This is a genomic window from Mesorhizobium sp. P3_B5, assembly GCF_056402815.1.
In genome coordinates this window covers 134,333-150,463 of sequence record NZ_JBFUGR010000011.1, presented here as the reverse complement: position 1 = coordinate 150,463, position 16,131 = coordinate 134,333, and the positions used below count along the sequence as shown (strand labels likewise).

General features: G+C 60.7%; 17 protein-coding genes and 4 tRNA genes. 8 read left to right on the top strand and 13 right to left on the bottom strand.

Going from position 1 to position 16,131, the window contains the following annotated elements:
* On the bottom strand, positions 1-195 hold a 195-nt coding region (locus AC1DVW_RS24170), incomplete at its 3' end, for a GTP-binding protein (protein WP_477326444.1).
* 295 nt (positions 196-490) lie between these two features.
* Here AC1DVW_RS24170 and AC1DVW_RS24165 point away from each other — a divergent pair.
* Positions 491-1,378, top strand: a complete 888-nt coding sequence (locus tag AC1DVW_RS24165) for a DMT family transporter (protein ID WP_477248936.1) — start codon at positions 491-493, stop codon at positions 1,376-1,378.
* A 109-nt stretch (positions 1,379-1,487) separates the two neighbouring features.
* Here AC1DVW_RS24165 and AC1DVW_RS24160 read toward each other — a convergent pair.
* Positions 1,488-1,561 (bottom strand) — tRNA-Gly (locus AC1DVW_RS24160).
* A gap of 144 nt (positions 1,562-1,705) precedes the next feature.
* A tRNA-Tyr gene (locus AC1DVW_RS24155) sits at positions 1,706-1,790 on the bottom strand.
* 202 nt (positions 1,791-1,992) lie between these two features.
* Here AC1DVW_RS24155 and AC1DVW_RS24150 point away from each other — a divergent pair.
* The gene (locus tag AC1DVW_RS24150) at positions 1,993-2,844 is read left to right on the top strand and encodes a TrmH family RNA methyltransferase (RefSeq protein WP_477248937.1); all 852 of its coding nucleotides are present in this window, start codon (positions 1,993-1,995) and stop codon (positions 2,842-2,844) included.
* A 99-nt stretch (positions 2,845-2,943) separates the two neighbouring features.
* On the opposite strand, the gene AC1DVW_RS24145 is transcribed toward AC1DVW_RS24150, so the two are convergent.
* The 3 genes from AC1DVW_RS24145 to gcl are packed head-to-tail and all read right to left on the bottom strand — an operon-like array spanning position 2,944 to position 6,460.
* Entirely contained in the window at positions 2,944-3,828 is an 885-nt protein-coding gene (locus AC1DVW_RS24145; protein WP_477248938.1) for a 2-hydroxy-3-oxopropionate reductase, read from the bottom strand.
* Between the two features lie 28 nt (positions 3,829-3,856).
* Positions 3,857-4,654, bottom strand: coding sequence for a 2-oxo-tetronate isomerase (otnI, locus tag AC1DVW_RS24140; RefSeq protein WP_477248939.1), 798 nt, complete (start codon positions 4,652-4,654; stop codon positions 3,857-3,859).
* Positions 4,655-4,678: 24 nt separating this feature from the next.
* On the bottom strand, positions 4,679-6,460 hold the full coding sequence (gene gcl / locus AC1DVW_RS24135) for a glyoxylate carboligase (RefSeq protein WP_477326442.1): 1,782 nt from the start codon (positions 6,458-6,460) through the stop codon (positions 4,679-4,681).
* 211 nt (positions 6,461-6,671) lie between these two features.
* Here gcl and bhcR point away from each other — a divergent pair, with 211 nt between their 5' ends.
* Positions 6,672-7,493, top strand: coding sequence for an HTH-type transcriptional regulator BhcR (gene bhcR / locus AC1DVW_RS24130; protein ID WP_477326440.1), 822 nt, complete (start codon positions 6,672-6,674; stop codon positions 7,491-7,493).
* Here bhcR and AC1DVW_RS24125 read toward each other — a convergent pair whose 3' ends face one another.
* The 3 genes from AC1DVW_RS24125 to AC1DVW_RS24115 all read right to left on the bottom strand — a co-directional run bounded on the left by AC1DVW_RS24125 (position 7,494) and on the right by AC1DVW_RS24115 (position 9,018).
* On the bottom strand, positions 7,494-7,850 hold the full coding sequence (locus AC1DVW_RS24125; protein ID WP_477326438.1) for a hypothetical protein: 357 nt from the start codon (positions 7,848-7,850) through the stop codon (positions 7,494-7,496).
* A 364-nt stretch (positions 7,851-8,214) separates the two neighbouring features.
* Positions 8,215-8,514: a BA14K family protein gene (locus tag AC1DVW_RS24120; RefSeq protein WP_477277455.1), complete on the bottom strand. Its 300-nt coding sequence runs from the start codon at positions 8,512-8,514 to the stop codon at positions 8,215-8,217.
* 336 nt (positions 8,515-8,850) lie between these two features.
* Positions 8,851-9,018 carry a hypothetical protein gene (locus AC1DVW_RS24115; protein WP_477248944.1) on the bottom strand — a complete coding sequence of 56 codons (168 nt, stop codon included), beginning with the start codon at positions 9,016-9,018 and terminating at the stop codon, positions 8,851-8,853.
* A gap of 157 nt (positions 9,019-9,175) precedes the next feature.
* On the opposite strand from AC1DVW_RS24115, the gene AC1DVW_RS24110 reads away from it, so the two are divergent.
* Both AC1DVW_RS24110 and AC1DVW_RS24105 read left to right on the top strand, forming a co-directional pair.
* Positions 9,176-9,251 (top strand) — tRNA-Thr (locus AC1DVW_RS24110).
* A 254-nt stretch (positions 9,252-9,505) separates the two neighbouring features.
* The gene (locus AC1DVW_RS24105) at positions 9,506-9,706 is read left to right on the top strand and encodes a hypothetical protein (RefSeq protein ID WP_477326436.1); all 201 of its coding nucleotides are present in this window, start codon (positions 9,506-9,508) and stop codon (positions 9,704-9,706) included.
* A gap of 245 nt (positions 9,707-9,951) precedes the next feature.
* Here the strand turns inward: AC1DVW_RS24105 and AC1DVW_RS24100 are convergent, their stop codons facing one another.
* The gene (locus AC1DVW_RS24100; RefSeq protein ID WP_477326434.1) at positions 9,952-10,449 is read right to left on the bottom strand and encodes a hypothetical protein; all 498 of its coding nucleotides are present in this window, start codon (positions 10,447-10,449) and stop codon (positions 9,952-9,954) included.
* 888 nt (positions 10,450-11,337) lie between these two features.
* Positions 11,338-12,027: an outer membrane protein gene (locus AC1DVW_RS24095; RefSeq protein WP_477326448.1), complete on the bottom strand. Its 690-nt coding sequence runs from the start codon at positions 12,025-12,027 to the stop codon at positions 11,338-11,340.
* A 190-nt stretch (positions 12,028-12,217) separates the two neighbouring features.
* On the opposite strand from AC1DVW_RS24095, the gene AC1DVW_RS24090 reads away from it, so the two are divergent.
* A tRNA-Thr gene (locus AC1DVW_RS24090) sits at positions 12,218-12,293 on the top strand.
* 58 nt (positions 12,294-12,351) lie between these two features.
* Here the strand turns inward: AC1DVW_RS24090 and AC1DVW_RS24085 are convergent.
* Positions 12,352-13,386, bottom strand: a complete 1,035-nt coding sequence (locus tag AC1DVW_RS24085) for a COG3904 family protein (RefSeq protein ID WP_477326432.1) — start codon at positions 13,384-13,386, stop codon at positions 12,352-12,354.
* Positions 13,387-13,474: 88 nt separating this feature from the next.
* Entirely contained in the window at positions 13,475-14,089 is a 615-nt protein-coding gene (locus AC1DVW_RS24080) for a TetR/AcrR family transcriptional regulator (protein WP_477248949.1), read from the bottom strand.
* Between the two features lie 91 nt (positions 14,090-14,180).
* Between AC1DVW_RS24080 and AC1DVW_RS24075 the strand changes: the two genes are divergently transcribed.
* Together AC1DVW_RS24075 and AC1DVW_RS24070 are read left to right on the top strand one after the other, a co-directional pair.
* Entirely contained in the window at positions 14,181-15,251 is a 1,071-nt protein-coding gene (locus AC1DVW_RS24075) for a polyamine ABC transporter substrate-binding protein (RefSeq protein ID WP_477326430.1), read from the top strand.
* A 12-nt stretch (positions 15,252-15,263) separates the two neighbouring features.
* A complete protein-coding gene (locus AC1DVW_RS24070) occupies positions 15,264-16,130 on the top strand; it encodes an ABC transporter permease (RefSeq protein WP_477326428.1) in 867 nt (288 codons plus the stop codon).
* The last annotated feature ends 1 nt before the right edge of the window (position 16,131 follow it).

The window sequence follows — 16,131 nt, the reverse complement described above, 5'->3', positions numbered from 1 at the left end:
GTATTCGACATGCGCCGTCGAGATGGTGATGCCGCGGGCCTTCTCTTCCGGCGCCGCATCGATCTGGTCGTAGCGCTTGTATTCGCCAAAATACTTGGTGATCGCCGCCGTCAGCGACGTCTTGCCATGATCGACGTGGCCAATCGTGCCAATGTTCACATGAGGCTTGTTACGCTCGAATTTACCTTTTGCCATAGTCTCTTTCCTTGGACGGCCTGGACCTTCAGTTCAGTCGAATGCGGGGCGATTAGCGACTACGGCTGAAAAACACAAGTGCCTTGTGGCCGGGAGCGCGCGCACTCGGCCCGAACCGATGATCCGATTTCGGGATGTGACGCGGATATAGGAACGCGGGGCGGAAAATGAAATGGCGAAGGCTCGCCTCAGTGAATGTCGGCATATCGCCGGTCGCGACCTGTCTGCCCCTGCCGGACTTGCCGCCGGCGGCTGGCCCATTGCCGCCGCGGTGCCAGTCTGATTTGGTCACCCAATGCATTTCATCCCGATCACCATCCGCGGCCCGCTGTTCATGATCGTTTCAACGGGGTCATACCTCGTCAACGACACGATGATGAAGCTCGCGACGTCAGGGCTGCCGCCTTATGAAGTGCTGTTCCTGCGCGGGGTGGCCGCCTCGCTCTGGGGCTTCCCCTTGTTGTTCCTGCTCGGCTACGGCAAGCAGGTTCCGCTGATCCTCGACAAACGCGTGTTGCGCAGAAACGTCCTCGAGCTGGCGGCGATCCTTTGCTACGTGGTGGCGCTGGCCAACATGCAGATCGCCGATTCCACCGCGCTAGGCCAGATCACCCCCTTGCTGATGCTGGTCGGCTCCTCGATCCTGTTTGGCGAACGGATCGGTGGCGTGCGCATGGCGTTGATCGGCCTCGGCTTCATCGGCGCGCTGATGGTGGCACAACCGACGATGCAAGGCATCTCCGTCTATGCCTTGCTGGCGCTCGGCAACGCGGCACTTGCCGCGGCGCGCGATCTGGCCGGGCGCAGGGTAGCGGCTGAGGTGCCGGGCATGATCGTCGCCATTTCGGCGGTCGTGGTGGTGCTGGCCGGGGCCGGAATTGCGCATCTGGTTTCCGAGCACTGGGTGATGCCGGAAACCCGTCACCTGCTGCTGATAGGCGGTGCCGGACTGTTCCTGATCTTCGGCCACTTTTTCATCTTCATGGCCTATCGCGTCGGGCCGACCAGCCTGGTGGCGCCGTTCTACTACTGCTTTACGGTCTGGGCCGTCATTTCGGGGCTGGTTGTGTTCGGGCAATTCCCGAACGCACTGGCCGTCTGCGGCATCCTGCTGGTGGTGGCGAGCGGGCTGACCATCGTGTCGCTCGACGAGCGCAGGCGCCGGCTGACCGTCGTCGCCTAGACTACGGTCCGGCCAGCGCGCAGAACCGATGGGTCACGGAAGACATGCGGCGTTGCAGGTCTGCGCGGGGCGCAATGTGCCAGCACTTTGATTTTTGCGGTTGGAAATCTGGAGCGGGTAGCGGGAATCGAACCCGCATATTCAGCTTGGAAGGCTGCTGCTCTACCACTGAGCTATACCCGCGCCTTTCAGTGAAGTATCGGATTCACCCGAAAACCGCCATGCACTTTTCGGTTCGATGCTTGTTAGTTAGCATCGCATTCGCCCGAAAACCGTTATCCACTTTTCGGTCCGATGCTTTGCGTTTCAGGGCTTCCGGGCCGGCAGTGGTGGAGAGGGTTGGATTTGAACCAACGTAGGCATAGCCAACGGATTTACAGTCCGTCCCCTTTAACCACTCGGGCACCTCTCCAGTCTGCCGCCGGAGCCATGCAACGAGGCATCGACGCGGCGAGGCCGCCTCAGCAGCCCTTCCGCGAAGCGCCTTATGGCGGCACCGCCCAAAACTGTCAACCGCAACAACCAGGCAAAACGCGCTGAATTTCACAAGCCGGGCAGCGGGCAGCTTTCTGCGCTGTATCCATGACCGGACGACACGTCTATAGAAGCCGGCCATGAGCAACGACAACAGTTCCAAGACCCCAAAAGACACCCACTACGCCAAGCTGCGCCGCGCGCACCGCGACGAGAAGGCTGGCGGCGCGCCGGCCTTCAGGCCACGCCAACCGGTGCCGCCCGGCGAGCACGCCGCGGATGGTCTGGTGCGGCTCTATGGCCTGCACACAGTGCGTGCAGCACTCGACAATCCGCGCCGGCGGATCAAAAGAATGCTGGTGACCCGCAACGCTGCCGAGCGTCTGGAGATCGCCGATCTCGCCGCTTTGCCCTTCAAAACCGAACTGGTCGAACCCAGGGACATCGACAGGATCACCGGCTCCGACGCCGTCCATCAGGGCGTGCTGATCGAGGCAGAACCGCTGAAGCCGAAGCGCCTCGATGCGCTGGGCGACGCAAAGCTGGTGCTGGTGCTCGACCAGGTCACCGACCCGCACAATGTCGGCGCCATCCTGCGCTCGGCCGTCGCCTTCGGCGCCGGCGCGCTGATCACCACCGCGCGCCACAGCCCCCAGGAATCCGGCGTGCTGGCGAAATCCGCATCGGGTGCGCTGGAGCATATCGACCAGATCGAAGTGAAGAACCTCGCTGATGCGCTCGGCCAGTTGCATGAGGCCGGTTTCCGCACCATCGGCCTCGATTCCGACGGGCCGGCCGAACTTGAGAAGAGTTTTGCCGGGGAAAAGATCGCGCTGGTGCTCGGCGCCGAAGGCAAAGGGCTGCGTCAGAAGACACGCGAGACGGTGACGACGCTGGCGCGGCTCGACATGCCCGGCGCCATCCGTTCGCTCAACGTGTCGAACGCCGCGGCGGTGAGCCTTTATGCGGCGAGGAAGTTTTTGAGCGAGTAGCGAGTAGCGAGTAGCGAGTAGCGAGTAGCGAGTAGCGAGAATTAGATCGCAGCGCGCAATTTCAAACCCTATTCGCTATTCCCTGCTCGCTATTCGCTCCTACCCCACCTCATGCCCCGCCATCCGCTCCAGCGCGCGAACCAGCGCCGAGTGATCCTCCTTCGCCCCACCATTGGCCGCACAGGAGTTGAACAATTGCTGCGTGGTAGAGGTGTTGGGCAAGGAAACCCCAAGCGCCTTCGCCCCCTCCAGTGCCAGATTGAGATCCTTCTGGTGCAACTCGATGCGGAAGCCGGGCGCAAAGGTGCGTTTGACCATGCGCTCGCCATGCACTTCGAGGATGCGCGAGGCCGCCAGCCCGCCCATCAGCGCCTGCCGCACCTTGGCCGGGTCGGCGCCAGCTTTCGATGCAAAAACAAGAGCTTCGGCGACGGCTTCGATGGTCAGCGCGACGACGATCTGGTTGGCGACCTTGGTGGTCTGGCCGACGCCGTTGGGACCAACGAGCGTGATGTTCTTGCCCATCTTCTCGAACACGGGCCTCGCGCGTTCGAACGCCTTGTCCTCGCCGCCGACCATGATGGTCAGCGACGCCGCCTTGGCGCCAACCTCGCCGCCGGACACCGGCGCGTCGAGATAGTCGCAGCCGAGATCGTTGATCTTCTTGGCGAAAACCTTGGTTTCGATCGGCGAGATCGAGCTCATGTCGATGACCAGCTTGCCCTTGGTCAGGCCGGCAGCGACGCCGTTGTCGCCGAACAGAACATCGGCCACCTGCGGTGTATCCGGAACCATGGTGATGATGATGTCGGCAGCCTTGGCCACCGCGTCATGGCCGGTGACGGTTTTGAGGCCCTTGGCCACGAGGTCGGCCGAGGGTTTGCTTCGGTGGTCGCTGGCGATGACCTTGTATCCTGCATCGAGCAGATGCCCCGCCATCGGCGCGCCCATGATGCCGAGGCCGATAAAGCCGATGGTTTCCATCGTTGTTCTCCGCTAACGCGCCAGCAGCTTAAGCCGCCGCGCTCCCCTGCCCGGCCAGTTGCCTGAACCACCCCAGCCCAGCCTCCGTCCCCGCCTTCGGCTTGTACTCCGCCCCGATCCATCCCGCATAACCCAGGCGGTCGATATGCTCGTAGAGGAAGGGATAATTGATCTCGCCCGTCCCCGGCTCGTGTCGGCCGGGATTGTCCGCAAGCTGGATATGCGCGATGCGGCCGAGGTTTGCCTCGATGGTACGGGCGAGATCCCCCTCCATGATCTGCATGTGATAGATGTCGTATTGCAGGAACAGGTTCTTCGACCCGACCCGGTCGATCAGCGCCAGCGCCTGGTCCGAAGTGTTCAGGAAGAAGCCCGGGATATCGCGCGTGTTGATCGGCTCAATCAGCAGCTTGATACCGGCCTGCTCCAGCTTCTCCGCTGCGAAAGCCAGGTTTTCGGCAAAGACGTTTTCCAGCACCGTGCGGTCAGCACCTTGCGGGGCGATACCGGCGAGGCAGTTGACCTGCTCGCAGCCCAGCGCATGCGCATAGGTGATCGCCTTGGCCACGCCTTGCCGGAACTCGGGAACGCGCTCGGGCAGCACGGCAATGCCGCGCTCACCCTTGCCCCAGTCGCCGGCCGGCAGGTTGAACAGTACCTGCGTCAGGCCGTTCTTCTTCAGCCTCGCGGCCACCACATCCGATGCATGGTCATAAGGCCCGATATATTCGACGCCCTTGAAGCCGGCACGGGCCGCTGCGTCAAAGCGGTCGAGAAAGTCATGCTCGCCAAAGAGCATCGAAAGGTTGGCTGAAAAACGCGGCATTCTTTTTCTCCTTCTTCTCCGGGCTCAATCCAAGAGAACGATCGCCGTTGGGGCATCTTCATTATGTTCGGCAAGCTCTTCGAATTCGGTGATCTTGTCGATCTCGGTGCCCATCGAAATGTTGGTGACCCGCTCGAGGATGAATTCGAGCACGACCGGAACCTGGTGTTCCTTCATCAGCCGCTGCGCCTCCTTGAAGGCGCCGGCGAACTCCTCGGGCTTGCGCACCCGGACCGCCTTGCAGCCCATGGCTTCGGCAACGGCAACATGGTCGACGCCGTAGCCGGCTTCGGGTTCGTTTGCCCGGTTGACGTTCTCGAAGGCGAGGCTGACTTCGAAATCCATCGCAAAGCCGCGCTGCGCCTGGCGGATTAGGCCGAGATAGGCATTGTTCACGACGACGTGGATATAGGGCAGTTTGTGCTGCGCCCCGGCCGCCAGTTCCTCGATCATGAACTGGAAATCATAGTCGCCGGAAAGCGCCACGATGGTGCGCTCCGGATCGGCGGCGCGAACACCCAATGCCGCCGGCAGCGTCCAGCCGAGCGGGCCGGCCTGGCCGCAATTGATCCAGTTGCGCGGCTTGTAGACATGCAGGAACTGCGCGCCGGCAATCTGCGACAGGCCGATCGTGGTGACATAGGTGGTGTCGCGGCCAAACGCCTTGTTCATCTCCTCATAGACGCGCTGCGGCTTCAGCGGCACCTGGTCGAAATGCGTCTTGCGCTTCATCGTCTTCTTGCGGGCCTGGCATTCCTTCGCCCAACCCGACCAGTCGCGCAGCTGTCCCGCCGTTCTCCATTCGGTGGCGACGTCGAGCAGGATTTTAAGCGCCGCACCGGCATCCGAGACGACGCCGAGATCCGGCGCAAAAACACGGCCGATCTGCGTCGGTTCGATATCGACATGGATGAATTTTTTGCCCTTGGTGTAGACATCGACCGAACCGGTGTGGCGGTTGGCCCAGCGGTTGCCGATGCCGAAGACGAAGTCGGCCTCGAGCATGGTCGCATTGCCGTAGCGGTGCGAGGTCTGCAGCCCGCACATGCCGGCCATCAGCCGATGATCGTCAGGGATCGCACCCCAACCCATCAGTGTCGGAATGACCGGCACGCCGGTGATTTCGGCGAATTCGATGAGCAGATCGGACGCATCGGCATTGATGATGCCACCGCCGGCGACGATCAGCGGCTTGTCAGCCGCATTGAGCATGGTCAGCGCCCTCTCCGCCTGGCCGCGTGACATCGCCGGCTTGAACGGCACCATCGGCTCATAGGCGTCGATGTCGAACTCGATCTCGGCCAGTTGCACGTCGACCGGCAGGTCGACGAGAACGGGACCCGGCCGCGACGAGCGCATCAGATGAAACGCCTTCTGCAGCGCCATCGGCACCAGATAGGGTTCCATGACGGTGACCGCCCATTTGGCGACGGGGGCAGCGATGGCGGCGATATCGACAGCCTGAAAATCTTCCTTGTTGAGCCGTGCGCGCGGCGCCTGCCCGGTGATGCACAGGATCGGGATGGAATCGGCGGCAGCCGAGTAGAGCCCGGTGATCATGTCGGTGCCGGCCGGACCCGACGTGCCGATGCAGAGGCCAATGTTGCCTGCCTTGGCGCGGGTGTAGCCTTCCGCCATATGCGAGGCCGCCTCGACATGGCGGGCGAGGATGTGGCGAACCGTGCCCCTCGCCTTCAGCGCCGCGTAGAACGGATTGATCGCCGCTCCCGGCACGCCGAAGGCGCAGGAAATGCCTTCCTTTTCGAGAACGAGAACCGCGGCATCGACCGCGCGCATCCTGGCCATTTCAAGCCTCCACCGGAATTGTCATTGTTGGATGTCCGGATAATGCGCGCGTCGGTGCTATTTTTCAATTTTTTCAGAATATTTTTTCATTTCTAGAAAACGGCGCCTGAGCACTGTTTTTATTCGATTTTTTGTTTTCCACGGTTTTGGTTCACCAATCCGTGAAAAACTTTTTCATTGCTGATTCAGGAATATCTGGAAGAATAGCGCAATGGAAACGACCGAAAAACGCCAGCGCGGCCGACCGCGCTCCTTCAATGGCCCCGCCGAGGCGGGTTCGGTGCAGTCGCTCGACCGGGCGCTGCGCATCCTCGCCATTGTCGCCGAAGGCAGCGGCCTGTCGCTGAGCGAGATATCGGCACAAAGCAGCCTCGCCGCCTCCACCGCCTACCGCATGCTGACGACGCTGCAAAACCACGGCATGGTCGAGTTCGATACCAGTGACCAATTGTGGTCGATCGGCGTCGAGACCTACCGCATGGGTGCCGCCTTCCTGCGCCGCCGCAAGCTGGTCGACCGCGCCCGCACCGTCATGCAGGAACTTATGGAAAAGACCGGCGAGACCGCCAACCTCGGCGTCGCCGAGGATGATTGCGTCGTCTTTGTCAGCCAGGTCGAGACGCATCAGGCGATCCGCGCCTTCTTCCGGCCAGGCACGCGCAGCCCGTTCCACGCCTCGGGCATCGGCAAGGCCGTGCTGGCGCATCTCGAGCCGGAGCGCGTCGGCGCCATTCTGCGCAAGGCCGGGCTGGAGCGCTTCACCGGCAACACGCTGTCCGACATCTCGGCGCTGGCCCACGATCTGGTGGCGATCAAGCTGCGCGGCTGGTCGGTCGATGACGAGGAGCGGCATCCCGGCATGCGCTGCGTGGCCGCCGCCATCTTCAACGAGTTCGGCGAGCCGATCGGCGGCGTTTCCGTGTCCGGCCCGACCGTGCGGGTGACGCCGGAGCGGCTGGCCGAGATCGGCCCACTGGTGCACGACGCGGCGGCTGCGGTAACCAAGATGATCGGCGGCGTCAGGCTGACCTGACTAAGCCCCGACCAGCGAGCCCCTCGCCGAGACCTCGAAGACATCGAGCAGGATCGCCAGGCCGACGCCGCAGGCGGTCAGGATGATGCCGGCCATGAAGATGCGGTTGGCGCGTTCGTAGATCGGCCGGCGCAGCGAATCCACCTTGAGCAGCAGCGATAGCGCCCGCATCTGCAGCGCTATGCCGACCAGGATCGGCACCACGGCAAGCAGATGATGGAGTTGCCATGGGATCGGGTTGGCCGCCCAATGCGTGACAAAACCCAGCGAGAACGCCAGCAGGATGCCGACGGTGGTGACCGTGCCGTTGCGGAAAACCGGTTCGATCAAGTCTTTCCTGGGATCGTCCTCTTCCAAGGGCCCCTCCTCTGCTGGCATCGGATGATGATTGAGATTAAGGGCTTTGAAAATCTCTGTACACCGCCGAACAATCGCTTGAAGTTGGCGCCGCCCCTCATTGCCCTGCCGGGCATTTCTCCCCGTGAACGGGGAGAAAGAAGCCGGCCGCGGTCTCGGCGTTCTTTTCAGCAACGCTGGTGATTGGCGAAAGGATCGACGAGAGCGTCCTTCTCCCCGTCACCATACGGGGAGAAGATGCCGGCAGGCAGATGAGGGGCGGCGCCGACGGTCGATCGATTCAAACGAGTGGCGGACCGCCTCACACAGCAGAAAAAGGGGCTGTGGGAGCCCCTTCTTCTCGCCTGAAACGATCCTCCTTCTTTCAGAGCCTGCAGTAGTGGGGATAGCCGTCGTAGCCGATGTAGGTGTTCGAGCCCGCGTCATAGCTGGCGTAGCGGGCGTAGCAGCGGCGGATGTGGATCGAGTCGTAGTCCTCCTCGACGTAGACGGTGCGCGGCTGCTGGGAGAGCAGGCTGCCGAGTACGAAGCCGCCAACGCCGGCGGCGATGCCGATGCCGATTTCACGGTTGTGATGGTTGTGGGCGGCCGAAGGCTGCACGGTGCCGACCAGCATGGTGGCGGCGACAGAGGTGGCGATGAGGCCGGAAACGAAAGTACGCATGATGATCTCCTTGCTTCGTTGAGAGAGGCGATCCATCCGCCTCTTGATCATCAGTCGCAGCGAGCAAGAAAAAGGTTCGAAAGATTTTTCGATTCTTTTTCGAAGGCTAGAAATCGGCCGGTCGGAACCCCGATCGATCGGCAGAGTCCGGCGCTGAACGCGAAAAGGGCGGCTGAAGCCGCCCTTTCGCGAAGTCGGTCACCTCATCGCGGCGAGAGGTTCGAGGGTTTCTAAGCGAATAGCGAATAGCGAATAGCGAAATTCGCTTTCGGGAGTTGAAGCTGCCCCTATTCGCTACTCCCTACTCGCTACTCACTATTCCCTACTCACTCCCTTTCACCCCATCCCAGTGACATGGCGCAGCCAGAACGCCAGTGCGATGAAGCCGATGATGGTAGTCACGCCGGTCCAGTCGACATTGGCGCTCTTCACATCCCTGATAAGCTTCACCAGGAGAAGCCAGGCCACGATGACGAGCGGCAGAATGATGACAAGTCTGATCATGCGACACCCCCGTTGAGGCGATTGCACCTTCAAATCATATAGGAAGCGATTTGGCCGTTTTCAGGATGGCCACCCCAGCGGCCCCTACGCGCGGCGGGTAACCGAAAACGGAGTTTTGTCTTTACTGGCGCAACAAATATGCTAACCGGAGCGCCGTGCCCTTGTAGCTCAGCTGGTAGAGCAGCGGTTTTGTAAACCGAAGGTCGGCGGTTCGATTCCGTCCGGGGGCACCAGCTTTTACTTATCGAATTAAATAGCTGTAGCGTTTGGCGCAAAGCGATCCCGCATGAAACGCCATGCTGCACGTTGTGGTCAGAACCACGCATTTCCGGGCTTTGTCAGATATTCCCACGGAGTCCATGCAACACGGGTGCAACATTCGCCAGCGGTCGATCGCGCGCTGGTGGGCTGAGCGCACCATTGCGGGAGCGAAGGTTGCGTTCGCGCACAGGTTGCGCGATGCTGCCCTTGGGCAAGGGGCAAATCAATGGCACACAAGATCGAGAAGGCGGCAATCACCATCGACAAGTGGGAGGTAGCCATGAGTGAAGTAGTCGGCGGTGTCGTCCTTCTCCTGTTCCCGGCCGAAGGTGATGTTGTTCCGATCATACTTAGGCCCGCTCAGGCAACAAAGTTGGGCCAAGATTTACAATCGCCCAAGTTCATACCCAAACCCACTGTCCAATAAAGCTCACAGCTGTCCTTGGATTTGGTACCGCTCTACATCGCCGCCATTACTGCCTCGATCCTCGCCGGCGCCGTCTGGCGATACAGGCAGCGGGATATGCTCGGCATGGCCGCTTGGCCTCCTTCTGGGCCAGCCTGGGCGTCTATCTGCTGTTCCCCTAGCGTCCTTTCGGCTTCGGCGTGCTCTCTTCGATCTGCACCTTTGAACTCCGTCCTGGGCCAGCGATTTTGGTGACGAAACTTTTTTTACCGGCTCGCAGCAGTGAAGCGGTCGGAGTCGGCGATCTGCAAAATGTTAAGCGGGTCCGAATCGTACTTGGCGCCGAACCAATCCTCATACTCTATGCGGATCGGAAACACCGCCTGCGGTTTCCAAAAGCTTTGCCGCGGGTCTGTGTGCGTCATCCCAAATGAGCATGACGTCTTATCGCCATTTTGGAGGAGCGGAATTTCCGTCGACTGACTGAAGCACGCCAGCCATCGCCTTTTGTCATCCTCATTGGCACCGACTCCGAGCGCCGCTTTGAGCCCAGCCTGGTCGTGTACGATCAGGCGGATATTTGTCGCGGGAATTGATCCAGAGTTCAGCACCACGAGCTTGTAGGAGATCCCATTGTTCCCGCCGCTGTGAGTTTTGACCGTAGCCGTTACGATCGGGCGAAACTGGCGCCTCCAAAAGTAGACGGACATGCCAAGAGCAACCAGAGACACGGCCAGTGCGGCAAGCGCTATCAAGGTGTCCAAGTTCGTTCTCCTCTCGTATTTGGCCCGCCGCCTAACGGTGGCGAGCCTCTTCAAGGCGGAAACACACTTGTTTCTTGAACAATCCTGGTCACCTCTCCTCTGGACAACCATGGGCTTTGAGCGTTTCCCTTGAAGCGGGCCGCAGCCGATGGAGTGCAGAGCCGAATCCGGAATGCAAGATGGTCCAATGAGGTAGATTGCAAGCCCCTGTGGCGATGACCATTATGCGCAGTCGCTAAACTACGGAACGTGTAATGGACATTGCCAGAACCGAACAGGTTCGATCAGACTTTGCACCTAGGAGATCTAAGACCTTGGTCCCTATCAGTTTTAGGTAGGAGGCGCGGGCTACGGAATGCTTCCGCGATCACTTTTTGGGCCGCCAGGTCGGCGATCACCGTCGCCCTCGGGCGGTTTTATCAACCAAGGTCGGTATTAGTGGCGGGACAAACTTCAAACGAACGCATCGACTCGCAACCCCGCAAGTCAATCAGCATACGCTTAATTAGTTCCGGAGCATTTTAACGAATCGTTGACCGCGCTGTCCCAGAATAGGACGGCGCGGTCAAACCCCAACCCGGCCTGCGCAGGCGGCTCCGGCAACTTAGGCCCACCCACACTGTCGGAGCCGCTCCCACACTCGTTCACCAGTACCAGCAATGGTTGAACCAACTGTTACCGCACGTGCTTTCCAGTGCGTTTTCCCAGTGGTTAGACTTTGACGGACTGCGCCGCTGATCAATGAGTAGCGGTTTTGTAAACCGAAGGTCGGCGGTTCGATTCCGTCCGGGGGCACCAGTTAGCCATGAAGCATTCTTTGCCGACGCGCCGATGCTGCTCACCAGCGACACCCTGGCCGGATGATCAATTCATCGTCGTCGCGACGGTTCAGAACTTGTAGCTGGCCGTGACCGAAACAGTGTGTAGGTCGACGTCCTCATGACGATCGAAGAGCGGGGAAGCCGGCGGCGGTGTGAAGCTTTCCGTGCCGAAATCATAGTACCGGTATTGTGCGCCCAGAATGATCTGGTCGCTCATGGCATAGTCGACGCCGGCGCCGGCGGTCCAGCCGACGGCGGTGTTTGTCTCCGAGTGGGTTTCGCTCAGGAAGGTAAAATTCTGCGCCATCTCGATGCCGCCGAATGCGACGCCGCCGGTTCCGTAAACCAGCAGGCGGTCCATCGGCACGCCGATCTTTGCATCCAGCGAGCCGAACCATTGAATCTTGGTATCAAAGAAATTGCCCACGGGTACCGAAATATCGCCACCATCCTTTATTCCGGCAAAGTTCGCCTCCGCCTCGACACCGGCAACGATCTGGCCGAACTGCCACAAAGCCGCGACATGGCCACCTCCGAACGCACCACTGGGATCGAACGTCTTGCGATCCGCGGGGATGAAGTCGTTACTTAGATCGGCTTTCCCCCACCCACCGCCTGCCTGGACGCCGATATAGACGCCAGACCAGCTATAGGTCGAGCTTTCTGCCGGTGTGTCTACCATCGGGTCGGCGGCCATGGCCGGGCTTGCAGTCGCGGCAGCCAACAGTGCCGCGCATGTGATGGAAATGAACCGCATGAAAACCCCCGCCGCGCCGCTGAGCAAATTGCTTCTGGCGCCAAGCGGCTATAGCGGTGTTTCGATCAACCTTAAGTCTCATATATGCAACACGCACAACATTTGGTTGTGGGTGAAGTTTGTTGGTGCACTGCCTCACATCCCGATCACCGCCACCAATATCCGGTTCTGCCGCCAACCGGAGCGCCGTGCCCTTGTAGCTCAGCTGGTAGAGCAGCGGTTTTGTAAACCGAAGGTCGGTGGTTCGATTCCGTCCGGAGGCACCATTGTCTCCCAGAGACTACGCAAAGAGCGGACAGCCATTCCCCCCGTGCCAAGGTGTGTTCAGCGCACGACTTTGCTCGTCTCGGCAATGATTTTGGGGTTCGGTCCAATCGCGATCGTGTAGCTGAAGCGCGCCACGCCTTTTGCCTGCTTGTGCCTTGGAAGGCTGCGGACAATCCAGTCGTAGGTGCCCGACACCATGCACCGCTCATTGGCGCAAGTGACCATGACGCTCTCGTCGTGGACATTATATCCCCGTTCGGGCCATCGTTGGAAATAGCTCCGCTTGTCCGCGACAATTGAGCTTAAGTCCGTGGGCTTGCCATAGTAGTCCACGATGCCGGCATAGGAAGTTAGAACCTGAGAGATTGCCAAATCTTCGTTGTCGCCGTGACGCTCAATAAGCCCCTTCATGAAGGCCACCGCCGCACTCTCCAGTTGCTGTTCTTTGGCGCTGGCTTCAGCTGGGGGCGGACTAGGCGTTGACGGCACCTGTGATGTGTCGACCGGTGGCTGCGTGGGGATAAGGTTGGTTACCCGCAGCTCTGTCATTTCACTGGCGGACAGATACCGCATGTCAGACTTGTCATAGCTCAATGCGACGGCCATGAGCTTGGGGTCTACTCCCATTTCGGTCATGTAAGACATAATGTTAGCGGTGACAGCTTGAACGTTCGCGACAGCCTCTTCGGCGGACATCCCGCTGTCTGGAGCGAAGGATGAGCGATGAACACCTATAGAGCCCGGATCAGCGACGCGACGAACGCCGCCCATGAAAGCCAGTGAACAGGCGGAAGCGCACTGCAACTGGCGAACTTGAAGCGTATCCAACCCCGCTGCCCGGATCATACGCCCAAGCTGCATTGCGCTCCCGATGCTCCCCCCTTGCGAATCGAAGACGATCATCCTGGCCCCGCTGCTGGCGACAGCGCTGCTAAATTCATTCAGAGGCTCATTGATTCCAAATTCACCAGAAACGACGAGAAACGGGAGTTCGCCCGGAGACGATACCGGCTTGTACTCCAGAGCCTTGGCCGAACATGTTGCCGTTGCGATTATTGACGCAGCAGCCAAAACTCTCAAAACTGAACGCATAACTGGCTACCCTAACCTACCCGTCACAAGTAAGAGCCAGTTGATGCACTATTTCAAGCGCCAACTGTGAAGGGCCTCCTCGCGCCCCTCACACCCCAATAGCCGCCACCAGTATCCGGTTCTGCCGCCGGATCGCCGCGCGCAATTCCGGTATCCTCGCCTCGTCTCGCTTCACGAACTCGATGAACATCATGTTCATGTTGTTGAACACCAGTTCGCCGAGCGCCTCTCCATCGATGTCGCGCCGCACCAGGCCGGTCTCCTGCAGGCGCTTGACCAGCGCACGGATCTGTTCGGTCAGCGAGCGGTCGAGCCCGGTATAGGCCTGGCCGAACGGGCTGTCGGGCAGTTGCGTCGAGATCGCCATTGCCTGCCGCCACATCTCCTTGCTGAGATAGTGGAGCGAGTGCTCGATATAGATGCCGATCAGCGTATCCAGCGCATCGCCGACATTGGCCGGCGGGTTGGCGACGACGCCGCGCCCGGCATTGAGCACCTCGTTGACCTCTAGCGAGACGATGGCGCCAAGAATGTCGCCCTTGTTCTGGTAGTAATTGTAGATGGTGCCGACCGAGACCTCGGCCTGCGCCGCAATCGCCTCGATCTTGGCGCCCTCATAGCCGGCCTCGCGGAACAGCTCGGCCGCCGCCTCGATGATGCGGCGGTGCCGATCCGCCTTTTGCCGTGCCCGCAATCCGCTCATATCAGCCTCTTGCCATAAAAACAGAATTGACTCAATTTTAGAATTGGTTCAATTTTTTGCAAGAAGCCAAAAAGGCAAGGGAGAACACTCGATGTCCACGACCCTCACGTCCATCCTGAAAACCCATCTGCGCACTGCCACCGCTGTCACCGCCCTGCTGCTCGCCACCGGCGCCCATGCCGCCGATCTCAACGCCCTGATCTGGTGCGATCACGCCGACCCGGCACTGTTGCAGCCTTTCGAGGAGGCCAATGGCGTCAAGGTCAATGTCAAGGAATTCGAAGGCACCGGCGCCGGCCTCGCCATCGTCGACCAGTCGCAGCCCGGCGACTGGGACGTCATGGTGATCGATAGCATCGACGTGCCGCGCGGCGTCGAAAAGGGCCTGTTCGAGCCGCTGCCGGAAGACAAATTGCCCCTCGCCGACCTGTTCCCCGAGGTGAAGATGGACGGCTCCACCGTCGTCGGCGGCAAGCGCTACGGCATCACCGAAAAGTTCGGCTACAACACGATCGGCTTCAACAAGACCAAGGTCGATCCGTCCGACATGCAGTCGATGGCTGCGCTGACCGGCGAGAAATACAAGGGTAAGATCGCCATCTACGACTATTATCTGCCGGTCATCGGCATGGCCGCTTTGGCGATCGGCAAGAAGACGGCGGAGCTGACCGAAGCCGACCTGCCCGCCATCAAGGCCGAGCTGCTCAAGATGAAGGCCAATGCCAAGCTGGTCGGCGAAGTCACCGCCAGCCAGACAGCACTGGCGACCGGCGAGGTCGACATTCTGGTCGGCGGCGGCGAATGGGTGACGGCGGGACTGGCCAAGGAAAACCCGGCGCTGGACTTCTCGATCCCTAAGGAAGGTGCTGTGCTGTGGTCGCAGTCGCTCGCCATGTTCAAGGATTCCAAGAACAAGGATCTGGCGCTGAAATTCATCCAGTACATTATGAGCCCGGAGGGGCAGGCGCGGCTTGCCACCTCGTCCTGCTACTGGGGCATGCCGGCCAACACCAAGGCAGCGCTGACCGACGACCAGAAGAAGATCTTGCGTTTCGACGAGCAGCCGGCCTTCCTCGCTCGCGCCCAGTCCTACCCGGCGCCGAACGCCGATCTCGACAAGAAGATGCAGGACGTTTGGACCGAAATGCTGCAGGCGCAGTAGACGGCCGAGACCTTGAACACCGTCGCGAACAATTCGCGTGCCCTGCCCCGGGCGGGCAATGCCCTGCCCTGGGTGCTGGTCACGCCGGCACTCGGCTGGACGCTGCTGTTCTTCGTGCTGCCCTTCGTCGCCATGGGGCTTTCAAGCCTGACAGCGCATGAGGGCGGCAGCTTTACGCTCGCCAACTACAGCCAGTTCTTCACCAACCCTTCCTACTGGCAGGCAATGGTGAACTCGCTCGAGGTGACAGCCATCGTCACCGTCATCTCTGTGCTGCTCGCCTATCCCTTCGCCTGGATTCTCGCCGAACAGGTGCCAGAACGCTGGCAGCGGCTGGCGCTGATGCTGGCCGTGCTGCCGTTCTGGACCTCCTATGTCGTGCGCTCCTATTCCTGGCTACTGGTGCTGGCGCAGAACGGCGTCATCAACCGCGCCCTGACCGGCTCCGGCCTGTTTGCCGAGCCGGTGCAGCTGGCCAACACACGTTTCGCCACCGTCACCGGTTTCGTGCATTTCTTCGTCATGCTTTTGACGCTGACCATCTTCGCCAACCTCAAGCAGCTCAGCCCGAGCTACCGCAAGGCCGCCGCCGATCTCGGCGCCGGGCCGGTGCGCACCTTCCTGCATGTCGTCCTGCCACTGACGCTGCCCGGCATCATGGTCGGCGCCTTCCTGACTTTCGTGCTGTGCATCGGCGACTACATCACGCCGCAGATCCTGGGCGGCAACAACGAGCTTTTGATGCCGCAACTGGTGATGATGCAGATCGGCCGGCGTGGCGATTTTCCGCTGGCCTCGGCGCTGTCGATCATCCTGATGGCGGTCGTCACCATCGCCTATCTCGCCTGCGCCCGCTGGCTGAAGATCGAGCGGGCCTGAG

Coding starts and splice junctions, on each gene's coding strand:
- AC1DVW_RS24165 (WP_477248936.1), top strand. CDS start 491: ATGCATTTCATCCCGATCACCATCCGCGGCCCGCTGTTCATGATCGTT.
- AC1DVW_RS24150 (WP_477248937.1), top strand. CDS start 1,993: ATGAGCAACGACAACAGTTCCAAGACCCCAAAAGACACCCACTACGCC.
- AC1DVW_RS24145 (WP_477248938.1), bottom strand. CDS start 3,828: ATGGAAACCATCGGCTTTATCGGCCTCGGCATCATGGGCGCGCCGATG.
- otnI (WP_477248939.1), bottom strand. CDS start 4,654: ATGCCGCGTTTTTCAGCCAACCTTTCGATGCTCTTTGGCGAGCATGAC.
- gcl (WP_477326442.1), bottom strand. CDS start 6,460: ATGGCCAGGATGCGCGCGGTCGATGCCGCGGTTCTCGTTCTCGAAAAG.
- bhcR (WP_477326440.1), top strand. CDS start 6,672: ATGGAAACGACCGAAAAACGCCAGCGCGGCCGACCGCGCTCCTTCAAT.
- AC1DVW_RS24120 (WP_477277455.1), bottom strand. CDS start 8,514: ATGCGTACTTTCGTTTCCGGCCTCATCGCCACCTCTGTCGCCGCCACC.
- AC1DVW_RS24115 (WP_477248944.1), bottom strand. CDS start 9,018: ATGATCAGACTTGTCATCATTCTGCCGCTCGTCATCGTGGCCTGGCTT.
- AC1DVW_RS24105 (WP_477326436.1), top strand. CDS start 9,506: ATGGCACACAAGATCGAGAAGGCGGCAATCACCATCGACAAGTGGGAG.
- AC1DVW_RS24095 (WP_477326448.1), bottom strand. CDS start 12,027: ATGCGGTTCATTTCCATCACATGCGCGGCACTGTTGGCTGCCGCGACT.
- AC1DVW_RS24085 (WP_477326432.1), bottom strand. CDS start 13,386: ATGCGTTCAGTTTTGAGAGTTTTGGCTGCTGCGTCAATAATCGCAACG.
- AC1DVW_RS24080 (WP_477248949.1), bottom strand. CDS start 14,089: ATGAGCGGATTGCGGGCACGGCAAAAGGCGGATCGGCACCGCCGCATC.
- AC1DVW_RS24075 (WP_477326430.1), top strand. CDS start 14,181: ATGTCCACGACCCTCACGTCCATCCTGAAAACCCATCTGCGCACTGCC.